The sequence below is a fragment of the Streptomyces sp. NPDC048269 genome (assembly GCF_040652395.1).
Taxonomy (GTDB): Bacteria; Actinomycetota; Actinomycetes; order Streptomycetales; family Streptomycetaceae; genus Streptomyces.
Genome location: NZ_JBEZLW010000007.1, coordinates 146,213 through 167,127, shown reverse-complemented (window position 1 = coordinate 167,127; position 20,915 = coordinate 146,213). Strand labels below are relative to the sequence as shown.

Here is a 20,915-nt window from a genome sequence, read left to right as displayed (position 1 = left end):
GACCCGGTCGGCCGGTCCGACACGGCCGGGTCGTGGGTGGCGACCGGCCCCGGCCGGGTCCGTCCGGCGCACCACGTGGTGCGCGTCGACCGTCGGCCCCGCCGCCGAGGACCTCCGGGTGCGCCGCCGCGACGACGCCGATCGGACGGGGACGGGGACAGGCGCCTGAGGGACAGCCGCCGGGCCGGATTCCGTCACTTCCCCGGGTCGGGGGTCGTTAGGGCCTGGGGGTCGACTCGGGGGCGAAGGGATGACGGTATGCGGCAATTTCCTCTGGAAATGCACCAAGTGGCACCCGGTCGAGTGGTCGAGTGGCGGTTGCGGTCCACGGCGGCGGCGGAGCCCGACGGCCCGGGTGATACGGCGGGCAGGAAGGCGTCCTTCAACCAGGACAAGCACTTCACCGTCGCCGAGGAGAGCCGGGCCGCCGACGACCCCGTCGCGTCGTGGATCGCGGTCACCTTCGAAGTGGCCGGGCGGTTGGACGAACCGGCCCTGGCGCAGGCCCTGCTGGCCTTCGTGCAGCGGCACGAGGTACTGAGGTGCGCGTTCCGGCGGCTGGCCGGGGAACTGGCCTGCGAGCCCTTCGACCCCGCCGAACTCGCCCTCGAAGCCGAGCACGTGGGCAGCTTCGAGACCTCCGAGCTGCTGCGGGGGTTCCTCGTCGAGCGGTTCACACGGAGCATCGACACGCTGTCCTGGCCGCTGTTCACCATGGGCGCGGTCCTGCGCGAGGACTCCGCGACGGTCTATCTCGCCTTCGACCACATCGTGTGCGACGGCATGTCGATGCCGATCGTCGTCCACGAGGTGCTGACCGCGTACGAGGCCCTGTGCCGCGACGAGGCCAGCGGGCTACCGCCGGTCGCCCCCAGCTACCTCGACTTCGCCGACGAGCAGCGGCGCCGCTACCTGTCCATCGACGCCCGCGACGAACGCCTGGACTACTGGAAGGAGTTCATCGCACGCGGCGGCGAGTTCTTCCCCCGTTTCCCGCTCGACCTCGGGGTGGAGCCGGGCCGGATGTACCCCATCGTCAACGAGGCCTCCCTGCTGCTGGACGCGGGCGAGGCGGAGGTGTTCGAGAAGACCTGCCTGACGGTCGGCGGCAAGCCGTTCATGGGGGTACTCGCCTCCGTCGCCGTGTGCCTGCGCGAGGCGGGCGGCCCCGGTGTCTACCGGGGTTTCATGCCGGTCAGCGAGCGCGGCCGGGAGGGCTGGGCGGACTCGGTGGGCTGGTTCGTCAACACCATGCCCATCGAGTTCGACGCCTCCCCAGGCCGGGACTTCGCCCAGGTCATGGCCGCGGTCCGGGCCGGATTCTCCGAAATGATCGGCCATGTCGACGTGCCGTTCGTCCGGGCGTGGGAGCTGCTGGCGCCCGAGGAGTTCGCCGCCCGCTCGTGGCCGTACCCGGTGAACTTCTTCTCGTACATCGACATGCGCAAGTGCCAGGGCGCCGAACGCCACGAGGAATGGCGGCCCGCCACCCACGTGTGGTCGGCGCGGGCCAACGGGGCCTGCTCGTGGTTCCAGCGGGACGCCGACGGACTGCACATGAACTCCCTGTACGTGGACACCGCCGCGGCCCGCCGCACCATGGGCGACTTCCAGGAGGCCCTGCGCCTGACGGTCCAGGAGATCGCCCGCTCGGGCGGATTCCGCCGGCCCGTCGCGCTGACCGCGCCGCGCCGGCCCGTGGGAACGCCGCTCGACGTCGCCGCGTTCGCCCGGCGCGGCTGACCTGGGACCGGGCCCGGCCGGCCGCTACCGGAGCTCGTTACGGCAGGTACAGGGTGTACAGGAGCCTGTTCGGCTCGACCGGCGGGGTGCCCTGGAGCACGCCGGACGTGGCGTTCGCGACAAGGCCCTGGCTGACCTGCGCGGGAGTGTCCCCCGGCCGGAAGGCGAGGTGGAGGGCGGCGGCTCCGGCCGTGTGGGCGGTGGCCGCCGAGGTGCCGCTGAGGGTGGCCGTGGCGGTGTCGCCGTCCTTCCAGGCCGAGGGGACGGCGACGCCGGGCGCGAACAGGGCCACGCAGTTGCCGTAGTGGGAGGACGAGGCCCGGCGGTCGAGGCGGTCGCTCGCGCCGACCGCGAGCGTCTCGGCCACCCGGGCGGGCGAGGTGGCACAGGATCCGTCGGGCCGACCGGAGCTGCCCGCCGCCACGGCGTAGGTGATCCCGGAGCGGATGGAGTTCCGGACGGCGTTGTCGAGCGCGGTGTTGGCGGCTCCGCCCAGGCTCATGTTCACGACGGCGGGGCGGACCGCGTGCGCGGTCACCCAGTCGATGCCGGCGATGACTCCCGACGCGGTGGCGGATCCCTGGCAGTCGAGGACGCGCACGGCCACCAGCCGGGCTTCCTTGGCCGACGCCGTAGGTCCGGTCCGCGACGATCCCGCCGACGTACGTGCCGTGTCCGTTGCAGTCCTCGCCGCCCCGGCCGTCGCCCACGGTGTCGGTGCCGACGGTGGCCCGGCCGCCGAACTCCGTGTGGGTGGTGCGCAGTCCGGTGTCGATCACGAACACGTGCACGTCGGGGGCGGTGGTGCGGTAGGTGTAGGTGGTGGAGAGCGGGAGCCGGCGCTGGTCGACGCGGTCCAGTCCCCACGGGGCGCCCGGCTGGCCGGCGTCCGGAGCCGCGGGGACGGCCCGCGCTGTGGCGTCCAGGGCCACCATGGTGTCCTGCTGGACCCGGGCCACGCGCGGGTCGGTGGCGAGCCGGGCGGCCTGCGCGCGGTTCATCCGCGCGGAGAATCCGTGGAGCGCGGACCGGTAGACGTGGCCGAGCCGCGCGCCGCCGCCCGCCGCCCCGGCCAGGAGTTCGGTGACGGCCCGGTCACCGGCGGCGGGTTCCTTCAGCGTCACGATCCAGCCGTCCGGGACCGCCGTCTCGGCGGGTCCCGCGAGCTGTAAGCCGGCGGTGGGAGCGGCGTCGGCGGACGCGGCGGCTGCGGCGGCGGCTGCGGCGGTTGCGGCGGTTGCGGCGGTTGCGGCGGTTGCGGCGGTTGCGGCGGTTGCGGCGGGAACCAACGGCAGGAGGGCGGCGGCGAGCAGGGCGGCGGACGGCAGCAGCCTCGGGAGGCGTCTGGTGGGGGTCATCTCCGGTGCACCTGGACCTTTCGTCGACCGGGTGTGGGGCGTCAGATTCCCCGTTCCCGTGCGAGGGCACAAGAGTGCGCTCCCGGCCTGTGCCGGTCGGTCAGAGCCGGGCCGCGCGGCGGCGGAGCAGGGCGCGTTCCCGCGCGTTGCGGGTGAGGGAGGCCGCCCGCTCGAACTCCGCGCGGGCCTCCGCCGGCCGGCCGAGCCGCTCCAGCAGGTCTCCCCGTACGCTCGGCAGCAGGTGGTAGGCGCGCAGGGCCGGTTCCCGCGCCAGCGCGTCGACGAGGGGCAGCGCCACCTCCGGTCCCTGGGCCATCGACACCGCCACCGCCCGGTTGAGTTCCACCACCGGGGACGGGACGAGCGTGACGAGCCTTCCGTACAGGGCGGCGATCGTGCGCCAGTCGGTGTCCTCGTAGCGAACGGCCGCCGCGTGGCAGCCCGCGATCGCGGCCTGTACGGAATACGGGCCGCTGCCGGCGTGGCGCATGGCCTCGATGCCCCGGTGGATGAGCATGCGGTTCCACCGGGCCCGGTTCTGGTCGGCGAGCAGGACCGGATCCCCGTCGGGGCCGGTTCGGGTGGCCATCCGGGACGCCTGGAACTCGAGCAGCGCGGCCAGCCCGTGCACCTCGGGCTCCTTGGGCATCAGGGCCGCCAGTACGCGGGCCAGCCGCAGGGCGTCCTCGCACAGGGCGGGGCGGACGAGGTCCTCGCCGGCGGTGGCCGAGTAGCCCTCGTTGAAGACCAGGTAGATGACCTCCAGGACCGAGGCGAGCCGCGCCTCGCGGTCGGCGCCGTACGGGACTTCGAACGGTACGCCGGCCGTGGCCAGGGTCCGCTTCGCCCGGACGATGCGCTGGGCGACGGCGGCCTCGGAGGCGAGGAAGGCGCGGGCGATCTCCTGGGTCGTCAGCCCGCCCATCAGGCGCAGGGTGAGCGCGATCCGGGCCTCGGTCGCCAGGACCGGATGGCAGGAGGTGAAGATCAGGCGCAGCAGGTCGTCGTCGATGTCGTCCGGGTCGGCCGGGTCGGCGGGGGGTGGTGCGTCCTCCAGGGTCCGGCCTACCTCGGCGAGTTTGCGCGCGTACGTCTCCTTGCGGCGCACGAGGTCGACCGCGCGGTGCTTGGCGGTGGCCATGAGCCAGGCGCCCGGCCGGTCCGGGACACCGGACTGCGGCCACTGTTCGAGCGCGGCGACGAGGGCGTCCTGCGCGAGTTCCTCGGCGATGCCGACGTCCCGCACGATCCGGGCGACACCCGCGATGATGCGCGCGGACTCGATCCGGAACACCGCTTCGACCGCCTGGGCCGCACTCACTGCCGTCACGGCCACCCATCAGAGCAGCCGTGACGTGGCAGGGCAAACGCGGCGCGGATCACATCTCCTGGATCTCCCGGACCTCGGCGCTGACGTTCCACTCCGCCGGGTGGATCTCCAGGAACCGCTTCGTCCACTCGATGGCCTCGGCCTTGTCCTTGCACTGGGTCAGGGAGTAACCGCCGACGACCTCCTTGGTCTCCGTGAACGGGCCGTCGGTGTAGCTGATCTTCCCGCCGGACCAGCTGAGCCGGGTCCCCTCGGAGGTGGGGAGGAGTCCGGCGGTGTCCAGCATGACCCCGGCCTTGGTGATCTCCTCCAGCAGGGCGCCCATCCGCTGCTCGAACTCGGGCGGGAAGTTCTCGGGGGGCAGGTTCTGCTCGTCGATGCGGATCATCGTCAGGAAGCGCGGCATGGTGACTCCTCGGTCGGAAGCGGCGGGGCTTTCCCCGCCTCTCACCCCTGCGTCGAACGGGAGGCGCCCGGATCGACAGCTCCTCGAAGATTCTTCGGAGAATTTTCGGGAGCGGCCATCCGGCACGCCCCTACTCGCGAGTAGGATCGCGGCCCCGGCCGCTTCCGAAAGGTCCCCCATGCCGCGTACGCCTTCCTCCCCGGCCGTGCTCGCCGGTCTCCTGGCCGCGGCGGCGGTCGCGCACGCCGCCGCGCCCCGGCAGTTCGACGCGATCGTCCCTCGCTCGCTGCCGGGCAGCCCGAGGCAGTGGACGTACGCGAGCGGGGTGGCCGAGCTCGCCCTCGCCGCCGGTATTGCCCATCCGCGGACCCGCAAGGCTGCGGCGCTGGCCGCGGCGGCGTTCTTCGTCGGCGTTTTCCCGGCGAACGTCAAGATGGCCGTCGACGCGCGCCGCCGCTCCCCCGCCGTGCGCGCCGCGGCGTTCGCCCGGCTGCCGCTCCAGGTCCCGCTGGTGCTGTGGGCCGGGAAGGTGAGCCGCGACGCCGCGGCCCACTGACCTGCTGCCCCAGTGACCCGCTTGCCCACTGACCCGCTGACGCCGACCCGCTGAACCGACGACCCGACGACCCGCCGACCCGTCCGGATCCGGTCAGCGGCTGTCGCCCGTCCAGTCCCAGCACCCCGGGTCGCCCGCCCGGCGGCGGTAGTGGGCGCGGCCGCCCGCCCCGTAGCGCCCAATCTCCGTGGGCAGCCGGGCCTCTTCCTCGAGCTGCGGGCCACTCCAGCCGGTGATGTCGAGGAGGAGCCCGTCGAGGGGACCGCCCACGAGTTCGCCGTAGACGTGGCCGGGGCGGGGGCCGGGGTCGGGGTCGTCGTGGTCGGCGCCGTACACCCGGCGCCGGAGCATCCTGTCGTCCATGCCTCCCAGCTTCACAGGGACCACTGACAATCGGGCCCCGCGCGCAGCGGCGATGATGGGAACCGCCTCCCGGTCGCGGGCGGCGTGGGAGCGAGGAGCGGATCGCATGGCACGTCGGGTACACCAGCCACTGGAGAACCAGGAGTTCGACTTCATCCTCTCCATGGCACCGGGGCCGGTTCTCGCCTATTTCTGCGGGACCTGGCCGAAGGCCCTGGAGGCGTGCCGGGCGATGGACGCGGTCGTCGGCGAGCTGTCCGAGGAGTACGGGACGCGGTTCACCGCCGTCCGCACCGACATGACCCGCTGCCCGGAGGCGACCAGGCGTTACGGCGTGACCGGCGCGCCGACCGCCGTGCTCATCAAGGACGGGGAGGCGGTCGCGAGCCAGGCCGGGCCGATGACGCGCGAGGAGTTCCGGGCGTTCCTCGACGCCCACCTCTGAGGACCGGGTCAGCCGATTGGGCCCTGTGGGCGAACTCGGGTGATCTGGCTGAAAGTGGCATAGGTGGGATAGGTGCCTTAGGCATGTAATGGAGTCCGGCGAGACGGAACCATCGCTTGCGAGGTGCTCCATGTCAGAGACCGTTGCCTTCCCTCAGGACCGAACCTGCCCCTACCACCCACCGGCCGCTTACGAACCCCTGCGGGAGAGCCGGCCGCTCTCCCGCGTCACCCTCTTCGACGGCCGCTCCGTATGGGTGGTCACCGGGCACGCCGAGGCGCGTGCCCTGCTCGCCGACGGCCGGCTCTCCGCCGACCGCCGGAACGCTGCCTTCCCGGCGCCGACCAGGCGGTTCAAGGGGCTGCAGATCCGTCGCGCCGCGCTGCTCGGCGTCGACGATCCCGAGCACAACACCCAGCGCCGGATGCTGATCCCCGGCTTCACCCTGAAGCGGACGGCCGCCCTGCGGCCGGGGATCCAGCAGACCGTGGACCGGCTGATCGACGAGATGGTGGCGGGCGGCACGCAGGCGGAACTGGTGGGCGCCTTCGCCCTGCCGGTGCCCTCGATGGTGATCTGCGCCCTGCTCGGAGTCCCGTACGAGGACCACGAGTTCTTCGAGGGACAGTCGCGGCGGCTGCTGCGCGGCCCGGAGCCGGCCGACGTGGAGGACGCCCGTCGCCGGTTGGACGACTATCTCGTCGGCCTGATCGAGCACAAGCGCCGGGAGCCCGGGGACGGGCTGCTCGACGAGCTCATCGCGCAGCGCCTGGAGACGGGCGAGGTCGACGTCGAGGAACTGGTCGCCCTCGCCGTGATCCTGCTGGTCGCGGGGCACGAGACGACGGCCAACATGATCTCGCTCGGTACGTTCACCCTGCTGCGCCACCCCGAGCAGCTGGCCGAGCTGCGGGCCGACCCGACGCTGATCTCCTCGGCCGTGGAAGAGCTGATGCGGTTCCTGTCGATCGCGGACGGGATGCTGCGGGTGGCGACCGAGGACATCAACGTGGGCGGGGTGACGGTGCGCGCCGACGACGGGGTGGTCTTCTCCACCTCCGTCATCAACCGCGACGACTCCGTCTTCGAGGAGCCGGACGCGCTGGACTGGCACCGGCCCACCCGGCACCACCTGGCCTTCGGCTTCGGCATCCACCAGTGCCTCGGCCAGAACCTGGCCCGTGCGGAGATGGAGATCGCCCTGGGCACGCTCTTCGAGCGGCTGCCCGGACTGCGGCTGGCGGCCGAGCCGGACCGGATCCCCTTCAAGCCCGGCGACACCATCCAGGGCATGGTCGAACTCCCCGTGGCGTGGTGAGGGCCGTGTCGGCCGAGCGACTGCGCATCGACATCGACACCGGCGTCTGTATCGGCGCGGGCCAGTGCGCGCTGACCGCGCCCGCGGTGTTCACCCAGGACGACGACGGGTTCAGCGAGCTGCTCCCGGGCCGCGCGGACGGGGCCGGTAGCGCGCTGGTCCGGGAGGCTGCCCGGGCCTGCCCCGTCTCGGCCATCTCCGTCCGGGAGGACTGACCCGGCCGGCGGGGCTGTAAGGCCGGACTGGATTTCCTGTACAGTTGTCCAGGAAATTCAGTCCCGGCCCCAGCCCCAGTCCCCGAGAAGTGGAGGCGGCCATGCACACGGTCGCTCAGATCCTGACCGGCCTCGTGGCCGCACTGCACCTGTACTTCCTGGTGCTGGAGATGTTCCTGTGGCAGCGGCCGCCGGGGCGCGCGCTGCACGGCTTCGACGCGGACACCGCCCGGCTCACCGCGCCCCTCGCCGCCAACCAGGGCCTCTACAACGGGTTCCTCGCCGCCGGCCTGGTCTGGGCGCTCGTCATCGACTCGCTAGCCACGCAGGTCTTCTTCCTCGTCTGCGTGATCGTCGCCGGGGTGTACGGGGCCGCTACCGCCAACCGCCGGATCCTCGTCGCGCAGGCCCTGCCCGGGGCGCTCGCTCTCGGCGCGGCGCTGCTGACCGCGTGAGTCCCCAGGACTCGCGCGCACCGGACCCGCGCACGGCCAGGACGAAGGCGCGACTGCGCGAGAGTCTGCTCGCGGAGTGCGCGGGCAGGCCGCTCGCCGAGGTGAGCGTCTCGGCCGTGGTCCGCGGGGCGCAGGTCGGCCGCGCCACCTTCTACCTCCATTACGAGGACCTCACCGCACTCGCGGTGGACGCCTGCGCGGATGTGGTGCACGCGGCGGTCGACGCCCTGCACGCCTGGCAGACGGGGCCCGGCTCGCTCCCCCCGGCCCGGCCTCCCGCCGCGCTGGCCGATTTCCTGGCGGACGCGGCGGACCGCGCGCCGCTCTACCGCACACTGCTCCTCCCGGGCGGCGGCGGCCCGCTCGGCGACCGCCTCCACCACGAACTGCGCGCCCGCGCGCACGCCGAGCGCACGGCGGCGGGCGCACCGCACTCCGAGCTCGTCGCCTCGGCGGTCGCCGCCGCCTTCACCGGCGTCCTCGCGGACTGGCTCCACGACGCCATCCCGGCGGATCCGACCGAACTGGCGGACCACCTCTGGCGGCTACTGCTGGCCCTCCATCGCGCCTGAGGACTGTCCCGTAACCCCCGGCGGGCGCACGACGCCGGCTACGGCACCCTCGCCGCGTTGTCGGAACGCCCGAATACGCCCGGTACGGGGGCGCCCCTCCGCCGTGGGATGCACCGCATCCGACGCCGTGCGCCTGACCCGCCAGGGATTACGGGACAGCTCTTGGGCCAGAGCCCCGAGAGCCCCGCCGGTTCGGACCGGCGGGGCTCCCGAGTCACGGGCTCTGCTCGTGAAGCGGACTACGAGAGGGGAACCACCCGCTCGGCCTGGGGGCCCTTGGGGCCCTGGGTGACGTTGTATTCGACCCTCGCGTTCTCTTCCAGCGACTTGAAGCCGGTGGTCTCGATGGCGGAGAAGTGCACGAACACATCCGGGCCGCCGTCGTCCTGCTGGATGAACCCGAATCCCTTCTCCGAGTTGAACCACTTCACGATGCCTGTTGCCATCTGGCTGATCCTTCTCAACGTTCCACTGCGGGCCGCACACGCGGCCGTCTCGATCCTGCCCAAAGGTCCCGCGGACCACACGCTGGACGCGGCCAACCGGGGCGTGACGCGCATTCGAACTTCTGCCCGCCCTGTCGGTGATTCGAGGGACCGGCGACCCCGCACAAGGCGCCCTCCACATACGGGGAGCACGTCACCCGCGTGTTCATGCGCTGCCCTCCGCGGCGGGCAGCGAGGCGGCGGATCGAGGGTGACGGGCTGCCGCGCGGGCCCGCCCCGGTCCGCCGACCCGGCAGCCCACGCAGTCGGCGTGGCCCGTGTGCGCCGCAGTGTCCCGGGTGCGCCAGTGCCACTCGGCCTCGGGGCGGGGCCCGCTCGGTTTGCCCCACCCCGCGAGGTGCAGCAGCCAGGTGACGACCCCGGCGACGGCGACGATGCCGAGGCCGAGCCTGATGCCGGGGGTCCACGCCGCGCACACGGCGGCGCCCGCGCCGGCGAAGCCCAGCAGGGCCAGGGAGGTACCGGTCCAGCCGGCCACCGTGTGGCCGAGATCGACATGGCCGTGCGCGCTCATGGTTCTCCTTGGTCGGTCGGTCGGCAGTACGCTCGGGGAAAGGTTTATTTATCTCACGAGCTAAGTAACTTAGATGCTAAGGAGTATCAGCGTGGAGGGCAAGACCCGCCCCCCGGCCACGGCCGCGGAGGCGATGGCGCGCATGGACCAGTACGTCGCCCTGGGCATCGTCGGCCAGCAGGAGGTGGCGCACCGGCTGGGGCTCAACGTCACCGACCTGACCTGCCTGGGCCACATCCTGGGCGCAGGGGACACCCCGCTGGCCGCCGGGGACCTCGCCGAGCTGGTGGACCTCACCACGGGCGCCGTCACCGGGGTGCTCAACCGCCTCGAACGCGCCGGGTACGCGCGGCGCCGACCCGACCCCGCGGACCGGCGCCGGGTGCGGGTGGTGGCCGAGCCCGAGGCCGCCGCCCGGGTCGTCGCCGTCTACCAGCCGTTCTACGACCGGCTCGGCGCCCTGTTCGCCGACTACACCCCTGACGAGATCGCCGTGATCGCCGACTGGTTCGAGCGCGCCGCGGTCGAGGTCCGCGCGCACTGCGCACAGGTGCGGTCGGGGGAACTGGACGGAGGACCGGACGGGAAACCGGACGCCGGGCCGCGGTAGGCGCCGCTGGTACCATGGGCGGTTGACCATCTTCTTCCTTGTTTCGAAAGGTCCTGCATGAGGAACCCGTCAGTTCACGGACGCTTCGGTGTGAAGGGCGGTGCCAAGGCCGGAGCCAAGTCCGGCGGCAAGACCCCCCGGAGCATCGGGCCGCAGGGCGAGTTCACGATGCACGAGCCGAAGAATCCGGCGCTGCCGCCGGTGGAGTCGTTCTCCGAGCTCGACCTGCCCCTTGAGCTGGTGACGACCATGGCCTCGCTGGAGGTCAAGGAGCCGTTCCCCATCCAGGCCGCGACGCTCCCCAACGCGCTGGCCGGCCGGGACGTCCTCGGCCGCGGCCGGACCGGATCCGGCAAGACCCTCGCCTTCGGCCTGGCACTGCTGGCACGTACGGCGGGACAGCAGGCGGACCCGAAGCGCCCGCTGGCGCTGGTCCTCGTACCGACGCGCGAGCTGGCACAGCAGGTGACCGAGGCGCTCGCTCCGTACGCCGAGGCCCTGAAGCTGCGGATGGCCACGGTGGTCGGCGGGCTGTCCATCGGGCGCCAGGTGAGCGCGCTGCGCACCGGCGCCGAGGTCGTGGTGGCCACCCCCGGGCGCCTGAGCGACCTGGTCGGACGGCGTGACGTCCACCTGGAGCGCGTGAAGATCACCGTGCTCGACGAGGCCGACCAGATGTGCGACATGGGCTTCATGCCGCAGGTCACGGAGATCCTGGACCAGGTGCACCACGCGGGACAGCGCATGCTGTTCTCGGCGACCCTGGACCGCAATGTGGACCAGCTGGTGCGCACGTACCTGAAGGACCCGGTCTCGCACTCCGTCGACCCGCAGGCGGGCACGGTGACCACGATGGACCACCACGTGCTGCACATCCACGCGGCCGACAAGATCTCGGCGGCGACCGAGATCGCCGCCCGCGACAACCGGGTGCTGATGTTCCTCGACACCAAGCACGGGGTCGACCAGTTCGTGAAGCACCTGCGGGCCATGGGCGTACGGGCGGAGGGACTGCACAGCGGCAAGTCGCAGCCGCAGCGGACCCGGACCCTGGCGCAGTTCAAGAGCGGGGCCGTGACCGTCCTGGTCGCGACGAACGTCGCGGCGCGCGGCATCCACATCGACGACCTCGACCTCGTGGTGAACGTCGACCCGCCCGCCGACCACAAGGACTACCTGCACCGGGGCGGCCGCACCGCCCGGGCCGGCGAGTCCGGCAAGGTCGTCACCCTCGTGACGCCGAACCAGCGACGGGACATGGTCCGGCTGATGGCGGACGCCCGGGTCCGGCCGACCATCACGCAGGTGCGGTCCGGCGAGGCGGCCCTGAGCCGGATCACCGGCGCGAAGGCGCCGTCCGGGGTGCCGCTGGCCGGGTCCGCGCCGACCGATGCCAAGGGCAGGCCCTCGGGGTCTGACCTCGGCTTCCGCGGGATGGGCACCCGCCCGGGCCGCCCGGGCAAGGGCAAGGAGTCCCGCAAGACGATCGAGGCCCGGCAGACCGCCGAGGCCCGGCGTGCCGCCAGGGTGCGCAAGGGCCTCTGACGCGGGTGCCCGACCCGGGTCGGGGCGGGCACCGACGTCCCGACCTGCCGGTCAGGCCGGTCAGGCCAGGGTGCGGCGGCGCAGGCGTTCGGCGGCCGCGTTGCGGACCCGGCGGGTGCGGGCCTCGGCGGCGAGCAGACACAGGGCATCGTACGAGGTCAGGGACTGGGCGGCGGTGCGCTGGCACCAGTCGGAGGCGGCCGTGAGCTCCGCCGCGGACCAGGATTCACCGCGGGTGATGGCTTTGAGCAAGGTCCACTCGCGCAGCCGCCGCTGCGGGAAGGCGCGGCCGTCGAGCGCGGCCGTCATCGCCTGCGCCCAGGCGGGAAAGCCCTCGTCGGCCAGCAGCCGGGCCGCCCGGCGGTTCAGGTGGGTGACCACCGCGCTCTCGGCCATCACCGGATCGGGATCGCGCAGCACCGCCGCCACCGCCTCGGCTTCCGCGGACTCCCCCGGTGCCACGGCCAGGAACTCCAGGTGGCGCCCGTACCGCCAGTGCTCGGGCGGCGTGCCGGCATCGGGACGGCTCATCGCGCCTGGCCTTCACGAACGCGGCCCGGCCGGACACCGACCAACAACGGCTCCCGGGCGGTCTCGGCCGTCAGCCCCTGGTGGCGGTGTGCGGTCCGCGTCACCGACACGGCCGCACCGGCCCCGGCCTGCGCGGCACCGGCGGTGCGCGGATCGGGCCGCCTGCGTCCGACGCCGGCGACGGGCCGGGCCCAGCCGCCTGCCGCGGGCAGGACCAGCACGCTTTGCGGCATGCCGGCCGTGTGCCGCTGCTTCCTCTTCCCTCTCCCCATGGCACCCATTCCACACGACCGCCGTCGGCGGCCGGCGGTCAGGGTGCCGTCGGGAGCCTTATCGGGGCTCAGCCCGCGGGAGGCAGCATCAGCGACTCCGCGCCGACCGGGCGGTACCCGGCGGCCTGGAAGGCGCGGACGCTGCGGGCGTTGCCGGTGGCCTGCTGGGACCAGACCGGCCGGCCGTCGGGGACGAGGTGGCGGGCGGCGCGGGCCAGGTCCCGCCCCATCCCCCGGTGGCGGACGTCCTCGTCCACCTCTATCGCCGTCTCCCAGCGGCCCGCGACGCCCCGGCCGAGGATGAGGACTCCCCCTTCCGCCGCCCAGACCCGCACGTCGTTGCGGCGGTGCAGGGCCCGCCGCACCCGGGGGTGGTCGGGATCGTCGATCTCGCGCAGCGGCAGCGGGGGTTCGCCGGGCAGCGGGCCGGCAACGGTGAGCAGGTCGACCGTGTCGGTGGTGCGGCCGGTACGGTCCAGCAGCGCGGCCAGGAAGCGGGCGTTCATGGTGGCGGCCAGGGCGTCGCACGTGAGGGCGGCGAGTGTGGACCGTACCCAGTCCGGGTCCTCGTCGGTGAACACCACGGAGTGCGCGGTGAAGGCGATGACGCCCGCGTCGCGCTTGCTCTCCTGCGGCACCACGGTCGTACCGCCGTCGGGCGGCGGGAACCGGCCGTCCGCCGCCGCGTCCAGGATCTCGACCAGGGTCCGCCCCGTGCCGTGCTCGCGTGCCATGTCTGTGCTCCTGATTCGTGGTCGGTGCACATGATCTCAGGCGCGGTCCTGGGGTGTTGGGGCGGGGCGGGGGTGGGGACGGCGGCGGGGAGAGCCGGAACGGTGCCCAGCGGGCCGCACCGGCTCTCCGTACCGCGGGTCAGCCGCCGCCGGGCTCGCCGGGGCCGGCGGTTCCGCGGGTCTCACGGGTCTCGTACGCCTCGTGTCCGCCGTACCCCTGTTCCGTGCCGTCCCCGGGCTCGGGCAGCGGGGCTCCCGTCTCCAGGAGGGTCTTGAGGCTTGAGGCGAGCATGGGCCAGGCCCGCCCGCACATGCCGATCAGCGTGCCGCCCGGCTCGAAGCCCTCGTGCAGGATGGTCAGCCGGGCGAGGGCGTCGCCGACCGGCTCGATCTCGTACGTCACCTTCGTGCGCCGCTCCCCGGCCAGTTCGGCCCGCAGTTCCTCGTCGATCCCGACGGCGGCCGCCCACTGCGGGGTGAAGGTGTGCCAGGTGTAGGAGAGCAGGCGGTCCGGGACGCAGTCCAGGACCACCTGCTCGGGATCGCTGGTGCGGGCTCCGCGCTCGACCCAGTCCATCGTCGAGCCCACGGCCCAGTCGGTCTCGAAGCTCAGGCCCCAGTAACGGCGGGTGAGGGCAGGATCGGTCAGGGCCTGCCAGACCCGGTCGGGATCAGCCTGGATGTACAGGGTGTAGGTGATCGCACTGTCGCTCATGGCCCCATGCTGCGGGACCGCGGACCGCGGACGCCGGATTTCCCGATCATGGCGGCGGACGAGGCCGGTCCTGCCGTCCCGACGGCCGCGGGCACGCGGGGACGCGGGGCGGGGACCCGGACACCCTCACCCAGGCACCCAGGCACCCGGCTCACATCACGTGGAACGCGACCCCGCACAACCCGAGCCCGTTGCGCGCGGCCGCGCGCCAGGCCCGGAGCGGCCCGTCGAGGACGCCCTCCTCGCCGTCGGGCCGGTCCAGCCAGTGCTGCTCCTGCTCCTGCGCCCGCTCCCGCTCCCCCGGCGTGAAAGCCAGCGCCCGCTCCACTTGCGGCAGCGCCCGCCGTACTTGGGCCGCCGTCAGCAGGAAGTTCCCGCACCAGCCGGGCAGCAGGGCGGCACGCCGGGGCCCGATGGCGTGGAAGAGCGCGGTGACCGCGTAGTCCTTCCGCTGGACGGAGACGAACATCTCCGCCGGTTCCGACAGGTGCTCCCAGACGTCGTCCGCAAGGTGGAACTCCGGGTCCGCGGTGCCGTTGCACAGGTAGTCGACGTGACGACCCGGACTCGTCAGCTCCAGGAACGAGCGGATCGCCTCGTCGTGAGCCGTATCGGTCCACCACGTCCGGTGGTCGGGCAGCGGGGCGCTCTGCCACCGCGCCCACCGACGGCGGGCGTCCGGGCAGGCGCGGTCGGCGTCGATGGCCACCGCTATGCGTGGCGCCAGCTCCCGGATGACGGAGTCCTCGTGGCCGCTGATCGACCAGGCACTGGTGAATCCCATGCCGTCGACGCTAAGAGGCGGCACCGACAACGGTGGTCGCACTCACCAGCCGGTGCCGACCTCCGGGAGTTCGGGCTTCCGCCGGCCGCGGCCCCTGAGCGCGCCCGCTTGCTGGCCACCCCCGAACAGGTCCGCGAACTGAGCGAATGGGGCCGGGCCCGGCGACGACGAACCAGCGGCGGTCCGCACCGCCCGCGTCCGCCTCTCCGTGCCCTCCCCGCCTCGCACCCCGCCCACGGGGTGAGGCGGGCCGCGGTGCGGGCGTGGCGCCCTGGTCGCCGTACCGGTGGCCGAGCGGGACGGCCCCGACGGCCGGGGCCGCCGTCGGAGGCGGGAGGTGGCGGCGCCGGTGGCGCGGGCGATCAGGACCAGGACCTGGCCGTCGGGGCGAAGAACCACGCCGAGCGGTCCCGTACGGGCAGGTGCGCGGGACCCGGGCCCGCGTGCCAGGCACCGTGCTGCGCGGTCCGGCGGGTGCGCAGCACGGTCCAGCCGGTCGCGAGCGGTGGGCACGGTGGGCGGCCGTCCTCCAGCAGGGCGGTCCCGAGCCGTTGATCCTGGCACGCAGCGCGGCCAGTGTGCGGCGGGCGTCTCGCCCGCGTCCGTCAGGGCGGGCAGGTCGGCCGGTTCGGCGAAGTGGGTGCCGGTGATCTCCTGGGGCAGGGAGGCGGACGGAGTCGATCCGGTCCTGGTTCCAGATGCCGCCGTCGTAGACGTGGAGGATCTCGCCGGGGAACCGCATCCCGGCCGGGAAACTCAGAGTGCCGGCCGGGATCCAGTCGATGGCGAGGCCGGGCGGGTAGCGGCCGTCGACGCCCAGTTCCTCGCGCATCTCGCGGGCCGCCGCGGCGGACGGCGCCTCGCCCGCGTCCACGGCGCCGCCGGGCAGCAGCCGGTCGGACCGGTACTCGACGCTCTGCACGAGCACCCGGCCGTGGGCGTCGGTGACGGGGACGACGGTTCCGGTCCACACGGCGGCGCGCGAGGTGCCGTACGCCCCGGGGTCATCCGGGTCCCCGCCCGCCGATAGTCGTCGGACCCGGTCCCGTCCTGGCCGGGCATGGCCTCGTCGGTCAGCTGCGGCATCGGAACCAGGTTCACCGTGGGCGGACCCGCCGGCTGCGCAACAGCGGGCGCGGCCGGCTGGTTACGGCGGACCCCGGCCTCCTGCACTTTGCCGCCCCTATACCTCCTTATTACCTCGTTATGCGCTCCTTGCTACGTTCCGCAGGCGGACCGACGGCATGAATCCCGCCGGTCCGACCACGTCACCGGGCAGCGGAGATCCATGGAACGCGCCGGTACCGCGGCCTGCCGGACGGCCGCTCCGGTCGGCTGGCCCGCTGCCCGCCGGCCGCAGTCGACGCCGTGCGCGGACCCGTCTGGCGGACCTGCCCGAAGGCTGGACGCGGCGCTACCGTCCCCTGTTGATGTCCGGGAGCGGGCGGCGGCCGGGCGGATGGCCGTGTGGGGTACGGCGGCCGCCCGGCCCGCCGCCCGCGTGTTCCGCGCCCGGGACCGGCTGTTGGAGGCGATCGCCCGCCACCACCCGGAGGCCGTGGCCGCCGCCGATCCCGTACGCGAGGTGCTGCGCGGGCAGTACGGGGCCGTCCCCGCACCTCGTGGGACCGGCTCCTCGCGGCCGCCCTTGGAGCCAGACCCCGCTGGAGACGCTCGGCAACGCGGGCGTGGGCTCCTGTGCCCTCATCGGCCTGTGCGCCCTCGTGCGCGGCACCCGGCTCGGTGCTCGCCTGCTGGGCCGCTCACCGTGCTCGGAGCGATGGCCTTGAGCGCGTACGTGAACCGCGCGCTGGTCCTGGCCGGCCCGGCCCACGGCGCGGCGTCCTGGACGGCCTGGATCGCCCTTGGCGCGCCTGACCGGACCTGGCAACGCGTCCAGCCGACGGCCCCCTTAGCCGCGGCCCCTCGCACACCCCCTCCGCCTGCCACCTGACTCCGAAGCCAGAGCCAGGCCCTGTCCGGAGGGCCGGGCGGGACGGGCCGAGCGGGGCGGGGCGGGGCGGCGGGCAGCGGGCAGCGGGCAGCCGCACACTTCACCCATCAGCGTGACCGGTGCGGCTCCCGGCCGCCCTGTACGGCAGGGTGGGCGGATGCAGCTGCGCCGGGCCCTGCCCCTGACCCTTGCCACACTCGCCATGGCCAGCGGATGCGTGACCGTGCATCCCGCCGCCCCGCCCGAGGCCCCGCGTCTCGCGCCCGCGGCGGACCGTACGGAGCCCCGCCAACCACCCGTCCCCGCCTTGCCGTTGGGGCACCTCCCGGAGGCTTCGGAAACTTCGGAGCCCCCGAAGCCCGCACCGGCGGAGCCGGTACCCGCCGCCGCCCCGGAGCCTGCGCACCGGGCGGCCCGGACCGCCAGGCCGCACAAGCCCGCCCGCCCCGCACCGCAGGCCAAGCCCCACAAGCGCCCGTCGGCGAAAGCCAAGTCCCGCCCCGCGTCGCCGCAGCGTACGTACGACATGACGTCACTGTGCGAGGCGGCCCGCGGCACGGTGCCGCCTTCCATCGTGACCCTCTGTCACTGGACCCCGTCGTCAACGTCCCGCCCGGCCCGACCGGCGGATACCCTCGGAGCCGCACGGCGGACGACTCGGGGAGCGGGCACATGAACGACGCGGGACCGGAGGCGGCCGCGGCCGTCGTCCGTGCGCTGCGGGAGCTGGCGCGGGAACGGCCCGACGAGGTCGAGCTGTTCGACGGTTTCACCGACGCGGAGTTGGACGGCTGGGCCGTCCCGGTCCCGGAGGACGTCCGGGTCGTGCTGCGGGAGATCGGCGGACTGGAGAGCGAGGAGCACGAGTACCGCTTCGGGCCGCGCGGCCGCGCGGTGTTCGCGGACGGCTGCTGGAATCTCGGTGAACTGGACTTCGGCGAAGGCTCGTTGGTCGTGGGCGTGGGTTGCTCCAGCTGGGGGCCGGTCGTGGCCGTGCGTCCTTGGGGGGACGACCCGGACGTCACGGTCGAGGCCCCGGAGTTCGTCGGCTGGCTCGCCGGCTTCACGCAGCGGCTCGCCGACGGGGCGGTGGACCGGGCCACCGCGAAGCACTTCGTACCGGCCGTCCCGACCGTCGAGGTGGCCGAGGGGACGGACACCGGGCTCGCCGCGCTCGTCGGGCGCGGCGACTCGCTCACCGATCTCGTCGACCTGCGCGGCCTGCCCGGCTATCCGTGCGCGGTGGGCTGGGAACCGTACTACTCCACCGCCCACAACACGGCCGACACCGGGAGCAGCGAGGTCCAGTACCGGATCGTGGGGGACGGCCGCGCGCTGCTGCTGCGCAGTGTGGTGAGCGGGGACTTCCTCGGGCGGCCGGTACGCAGGCACCGCCCGCCGGCGGATGCCGCACACCGTGCGGTCGCCGAACTGCTGGCCCTGGCAGCCGAGTTCCCCTCCTTGGTCGTACTCGGCGCGGGTGTCGACGACCGCACCATGGACGGCTGGGCCGTTCCCGTCCCGGAGGACGTCCGGGACGTGCTGCGGGAGATCGGCGCGGTGGCGATCGCGGGTCTGCCCGCGCTGCGGCTGCTGCCCGGGGCCCCCGAGCACGAGGTGGACCCGGAGGTGCACCGGATGCTGGGCGGCGACGGCACGTACTGGCCGCTGGCCCGGATCGGGTACGGGCACAGCCCCGCGCTCCTCCAGATCCGCGTCGACCCGGAGACAGACCGGTGGGGGTACGCCGTCTCCGTGCCGGCCGAGGCGAAGGCGCTGCGGGAGTACCCGGAGCTGGCCCTGCTCGCCGAATCCCTGCCGGACCTGCTGCTGACCTTCGCCCGGCTGGCCCGACAGGCCGTGGACGGCCCCGACTTCGCGGGCCGCGTCTCCCGCGACACGCGGTGGCTGTTCCCCAACACCGGGGAGCCGTGGCCGCGGCCCGCCCCGGTCGGCGAATGGGCGGGATCGGCGGACCCGCTGCTCGCGGCGGCCGCCGGACTGCCGTCCGGCACGCACGCCGCCGATCTGCGGGCGGTACCGATCCCGAGCGACCTGTGCTTCTACCGGGCGGCGGGCTGGCCGTACGCGGCCCGGCTGGACCGGCTGCACTTCGCGGCGGGCGGTGGGCTGGCCGCGGCGGTACCGGCCGTCGGCTGAGCGCCGCGGCGGGCCTCCTGTCCGGCGTGTCACCCCGGGCCGTCGGCCGGGGACGGGCCGTCGCCCCGGGACGGGCCGTCGTCCGTAAACCGTCCGTCGCCCCGGGACGGGCCGTCGTCCGTAAACCGTCCGTCGTCCCGGGGCGGGCCGTAGAGGCCGGCGAGTTCGGCGCCCAGCCGGGCCAGCCACTCCCGTACCTCCGGCGGTTCGAGCACTTCGATCCGGGCTCCCAGCCCGGACAGGTGCGCGGCCAGCGCCCTCGGCGCCGGGCCGTCGACCCACACTTCCGTCCAGCCGTCGGACAGCGGCCCGCCGACGCGCAGCCGGCCGCCGGACAGCCGTGCCAGCAGCGCCACCGCCCCGGGGTCGACGCGGGCTCGGGCGGTCACCGCGTACAGCCGTTCCTCCATGGCCCCGGCCAGTTCCCGCCAGGCCGTGGCGAGGTCGAAGCCTGCCGGCCGGTGGGCGGGTTCGCCGGTCGGCTCGACCGAGGTGACCCGGCTGAGGCGGAAGGTGCGCAGCCCCTTCTCCGTACCGGCGACGAGGTAGTCGACTCCGGCCTTGGCCACGAGGCCGAGCGGGTCGACCGCGCGGACGGTGGCCGGTTTGCCGACGCCCGCGTACCCGAGGCGGATCCGGGTTGCGTCCACCACTGCCCGCTGGAGGGCCGCGCGGTGGGGAGCGTCGGCGGTGACGGGAGTGCGCGACCAGTCCTTGACGTCGACGGCCGCGGCCCGCGAGGCGGCCTCGGCGCCGCCGCGGAGGGTGGCCGGCAGGGCCTGGACCAGTTTTCGCAGCGCGGTGCGCAGTTCGGGGGTGGTGGCCAGGGGGCCGGCGACGAGGAACAGGGCCCGGATCTCGTCGGCGGTGAGGCCGGTGAGGTTGGTGCGGGCGCCGCCGACCAGGGACCAGCCGCCGCCGCGGCCGCGCTGCGAGTAGACGGGGATCCCGGCCGCGGCCAATGCCTCCAGGTCGCGCCGTGCGGTCCGCTCCGAGACGTCGAGTTCGGCTGCCACTTCGGGGACGGTGACGCGCCCGCGCTCCTGGAGGAACAGCAGGGCGGCCACCAGCCGGTCAGCCTTCACGGGGTTCGTTTCGCATGGAATGGATTCTCTCCGGAAAACTGGCCAGAGGATGGCCACTTCAGCCGCCAGGATGACGTCATGACCGAAACCCAGCAGTTCACCGCCACCCCGTCCTCCGTCGCCCCGTCCTCCTCCACCCCGTCATCCGTCACCCCGTCTGACTTTCCCGCCGTCGACACCCGTCCGGATCTGGCGGCTGCGATCGACCTCGCCGGGCGCACCCTCGCCGCAGTCCGGCCCGACCAGTACGACGCCCCGACTCCCTGCGACGAGTTCGACGTGCGGCGCCTGTCGAGCCACCTGGTCGCCGTGCTGCGGCGGATCGCCGTGATCGGGCGCGGCGAGGACGCCTTCAGCGTCCCGTCCTTCGCCGACGAGCTCGCGGACGGAGAGTGGGCGGCAGCCTGGGAGCCGGCCGCCCGTGAGGCGGCACAGGTATGGGCGGATCCGGACGTGCTCGGCCGCGACCTGCGCCTGCCGATGGGGGTCCGGCCGGGAGCGCTCGCGGCCACCTTGTACGCGAACGAACTGACCCTGCACACCTGGGACCTCGCCACCGCCACCGGGCAGCGACCGGACTGGGACACCGCCCTGCTGGAGCGGCTGGTCGAGGTGGTACGCCGGGCGATGCCGGCCGAAACCCGCGGCGGCCGCATCCCGTACGGCGAGGTGGTCCCCGTGGCGGCGGACGCGTCCGCCCTCGACCGGCTGGTGGCCTGGTCCGGCCGCCGCCCCTGAGCGGCC

At 73.9% G+C, this 20,915-nt stretch carries 24 protein-coding genes and 2 pseudogenes; 11 read left to right on the top strand and 15 right to left on the bottom strand.

What is annotated here, in order from left to right; all coding sequences use genetic code 11:
* The first annotated feature begins 279 nt into the window (after nt 1–279).
* Nucleotides 280–1,743 (top strand): condensation domain-containing protein, encoded by a 1,464-nt coding sequence (locus AB0D48_RS10925; protein WP_362393499.1) that lies wholly within the window; start codon nt 280–282, stop codon nt 1,741–1,743.
* A 37-nt stretch (nt 1,744–1,780) separates the two neighbouring features.
* Here AB0D48_RS10925 and AB0D48_RS10920 read toward each other — a convergent pair whose 3' ends face one another.
* From AB0D48_RS10920 to AB0D48_RS10905, 4 genes and pseudogenes are all read right to left on the bottom strand, one after another.
* Nucleotides 1,781–2,350 carry a S8 family serine peptidase gene (locus tag AB0D48_RS10920; protein WP_362393497.1) on the bottom strand — a complete coding sequence of 190 codons (570 nt, stop codon included), beginning with the start codon at nt 2,348–2,350 and terminating at the stop codon, nt 1,781–1,783.
* Nucleotides 2,351–2,726: 376 nt separating this feature from the next.
* A pseudogene (locus tag AB0D48_RS10915) lies at nt 2,727–3,101 on the bottom strand (hypothetical protein); the annotation flags it as partial.
* A gap of 100 nt (nt 3,102–3,201) precedes the next feature.
* Nucleotides 3,202–4,422 carry an RNA polymerase sigma factor gene (locus tag AB0D48_RS10910; protein WP_362393788.1) on the bottom strand — a complete coding sequence of 407 codons (1,221 nt, stop codon included), beginning with the start codon at nt 4,420–4,422 and terminating at the stop codon, nt 3,202–3,204.
* Between the two features lie 58 nt (nt 4,423–4,480).
* Nucleotides 4,481–4,837, bottom strand: coding sequence for a YciI family protein (locus tag AB0D48_RS10905; RefSeq protein ID WP_362393494.1), 357 nt, complete (start codon nt 4,835–4,837; stop codon nt 4,481–4,483).
* 178 nt (nt 4,838–5,015) lie between these two features.
* On the opposite strand from AB0D48_RS10905, the gene AB0D48_RS10900 reads away from it, so the two are divergent.
* Nucleotides 5,016–5,393, top strand: a complete 378-nt coding sequence (locus tag AB0D48_RS10900) for a hypothetical protein (RefSeq protein WP_362393491.1) — start codon at nt 5,016–5,018, stop codon at nt 5,391–5,393.
* A gap of 93 nt (nt 5,394–5,486) precedes the next feature.
* On the opposite strand, the gene AB0D48_RS10895 is transcribed toward AB0D48_RS10900, so the two are convergent.
* Entirely contained in the window at nt 5,487–5,756 is a 270-nt protein-coding gene (locus tag AB0D48_RS10895) for a hypothetical protein (protein WP_362393488.1), read from the bottom strand.
* Between the two features lie 106 nt (nt 5,757–5,862).
* Between AB0D48_RS10895 and AB0D48_RS10890 the strand changes: the two genes are divergently transcribed.
* The 5 genes from AB0D48_RS10890 (at nt 5,863) to AB0D48_RS10870 (ending at nt 8,761) form a co-directional block, all read left to right on the top strand.
* Nucleotides 5,863–6,201 (top strand): thioredoxin family protein, encoded by a 339-nt coding sequence (locus AB0D48_RS10890; protein ID WP_362393485.1) that lies wholly within the window; start codon nt 5,863–5,865, stop codon nt 6,199–6,201.
* Between the two features lie 130 nt (nt 6,202–6,331).
* Nucleotides 6,332–7,519, top strand: coding sequence for a cytochrome P450 (locus AB0D48_RS10885; protein WP_362393482.1), 1,188 nt, complete (start codon nt 6,332–6,334; stop codon nt 7,517–7,519).
* Nucleotides 7,520–7,539: 20 nt separating this feature from the next.
* On the top strand, nt 7,540–7,734 hold the full coding sequence (locus tag AB0D48_RS10880) for a ferredoxin (RefSeq protein ID WP_362393785.1): 195 nt from the start codon (nt 7,540–7,542) through the stop codon (nt 7,732–7,734).
* A 101-nt stretch (nt 7,735–7,835) separates the two neighbouring features.
* Entirely contained in the window at nt 7,836–8,189 is a 354-nt protein-coding gene (locus AB0D48_RS10875; protein ID WP_362393478.1) for a DUF1304 domain-containing protein, read from the top strand.
* On the top strand, nt 8,186–8,761 hold the full coding sequence (locus AB0D48_RS10870) for a TetR-like C-terminal domain-containing protein (protein ID WP_362393475.1): 576 nt from the start codon (nt 8,186–8,188) through the stop codon (nt 8,759–8,761). Before AB0D48_RS10875 ends, AB0D48_RS10870 begins: the two co-directional genes overlap by 4 nt.
* 239 nt (nt 8,762–9,000) lie before the next feature.
* On the opposite strand, the gene AB0D48_RS10865 is transcribed toward AB0D48_RS10870, so the two are convergent.
* Together AB0D48_RS10865 and AB0D48_RS10860 are read right to left on the bottom strand one after the other, a co-directional pair.
* Nucleotides 9,001–9,207, bottom strand: coding sequence for a cold-shock protein (locus tag AB0D48_RS10865; protein ID WP_362393472.1), 207 nt, complete (start codon nt 9,205–9,207; stop codon nt 9,001–9,003).
* Between the two features lie 205 nt (nt 9,208–9,412).
* The gene (locus tag AB0D48_RS10860) at nt 9,413–9,781 is read right to left on the bottom strand and encodes an HGxxPAAW family protein (protein ID WP_362393469.1); all 369 of its coding nucleotides are present in this window, start codon (nt 9,779–9,781) and stop codon (nt 9,413–9,415) included.
* 91 nt (nt 9,782–9,872) lie between these two features.
* Here AB0D48_RS10860 and AB0D48_RS10855 point away from each other — a divergent pair, with 91 nt between their 5' ends.
* Together AB0D48_RS10855 and AB0D48_RS10850 are read left to right on the top strand one after the other, a co-directional pair.
* The gene (locus AB0D48_RS10855; RefSeq protein WP_362393466.1) at nt 9,873–10,391 is read left to right on the top strand and encodes a MarR family transcriptional regulator; all 519 of its coding nucleotides are present in this window, start codon (nt 9,873–9,875) and stop codon (nt 10,389–10,391) included.
* A 168-nt stretch (nt 10,392–10,559) separates the two neighbouring features.
* On the top strand, nt 10,560–11,936 hold the full coding sequence (locus AB0D48_RS10850; protein WP_362393782.1) for a DEAD/DEAH box helicase: 1,377 nt from the start codon (nt 10,560–10,562) through the stop codon (nt 11,934–11,936).
* A 60-nt stretch (nt 11,937–11,996) separates the two neighbouring features.
* Here the strand turns inward: AB0D48_RS10850 and AB0D48_RS10845 are convergent, their stop codons facing one another.
* The 7 genes and pseudogenes from AB0D48_RS10845 to AB0D48_RS10815 form a co-directional block, all read right to left on the bottom strand.
* Nucleotides 11,997–12,467, bottom strand: a complete 471-nt coding sequence (locus AB0D48_RS10845) for a hypothetical protein (RefSeq protein ID WP_362393463.1) — start codon at nt 12,465–12,467, stop codon at nt 11,997–11,999.
* Nucleotides 12,464–12,700, bottom strand: a complete 237-nt coding sequence (locus AB0D48_RS10840; RefSeq protein ID WP_362393460.1) for a hypothetical protein — start codon at nt 12,698–12,700, stop codon at nt 12,464–12,466. The genes AB0D48_RS10845 and AB0D48_RS10840 overlap by 4 nt, the downstream gene beginning before the upstream one ends.
* A gap of 107 nt (nt 12,701–12,807) precedes the next feature.
* On the bottom strand, nt 12,808–13,473 hold the full coding sequence (locus tag AB0D48_RS10835) for a GNAT family N-acetyltransferase (protein ID WP_362393458.1): 666 nt from the start codon (nt 13,471–13,473) through the stop codon (nt 12,808–12,810).
* 139 nt (nt 13,474–13,612) lie between these two features.
* Nucleotides 13,613–14,188 (bottom strand): SRPBCC family protein, encoded by a 576-nt coding sequence (locus AB0D48_RS10830; RefSeq protein ID WP_362393455.1) that lies wholly within the window; start codon nt 14,186–14,188, stop codon nt 13,613–13,615.
* A 151-nt stretch (nt 14,189–14,339) separates the two neighbouring features.
* Nucleotides 14,340–14,972 (bottom strand): hypothetical protein, encoded by a 633-nt coding sequence (locus AB0D48_RS10825; RefSeq protein ID WP_362393452.1) that lies wholly within the window; start codon nt 14,970–14,972, stop codon nt 14,340–14,342.
* 362 nt (nt 14,973–15,334) lie between these two features.
* Nucleotides 15,335–15,457 carry a hypothetical protein gene (locus AB0D48_RS10820; protein ID WP_362393812.1) on the bottom strand — a complete coding sequence of 41 codons (123 nt, stop codon included), beginning with the start codon at nt 15,455–15,457 and terminating at the stop codon, nt 15,335–15,337.
* Between the two features lie 377 nt (nt 15,458–15,834).
* A pseudogene (locus tag AB0D48_RS10815) lies at nt 15,835–15,894 on the bottom strand (hypothetical protein); the annotation flags it as partial.
* A gap of 1,704 nt (nt 15,895–17,598) precedes the next feature.
* Here AB0D48_RS10815 and AB0D48_RS10810 point away from each other — a divergent pair.
* A complete protein-coding gene (locus AB0D48_RS10810) occupies nt 17,599–19,086 on the top strand; it encodes a hypothetical protein (RefSeq protein WP_362393449.1) in 1,488 nt (495 codons plus the stop codon).
* A 29-nt stretch (nt 19,087–19,115) separates the two neighbouring features.
* Here AB0D48_RS10810 and AB0D48_RS10805 read toward each other — a convergent pair whose 3' ends face one another.
* Nucleotides 19,116–20,171, bottom strand: a complete 1,056-nt coding sequence (locus AB0D48_RS10805; RefSeq protein ID WP_362393446.1) for a WYL domain-containing protein — start codon at nt 20,169–20,171, stop codon at nt 19,116–19,118.
* 78 nt (nt 20,172–20,249) lie between these two features.
* Here AB0D48_RS10805 and AB0D48_RS10800 point away from each other — a divergent pair, with 78 nt between their 5' ends.
* Nucleotides 20,250–20,909, top strand: coding sequence for a TIGR03086 family metal-binding protein (locus AB0D48_RS10800; protein WP_362393443.1), 660 nt, complete (start codon nt 20,250–20,252; stop codon nt 20,907–20,909).
* Nucleotides 20,910–20,915 lie beyond the last annotated feature (6 nt).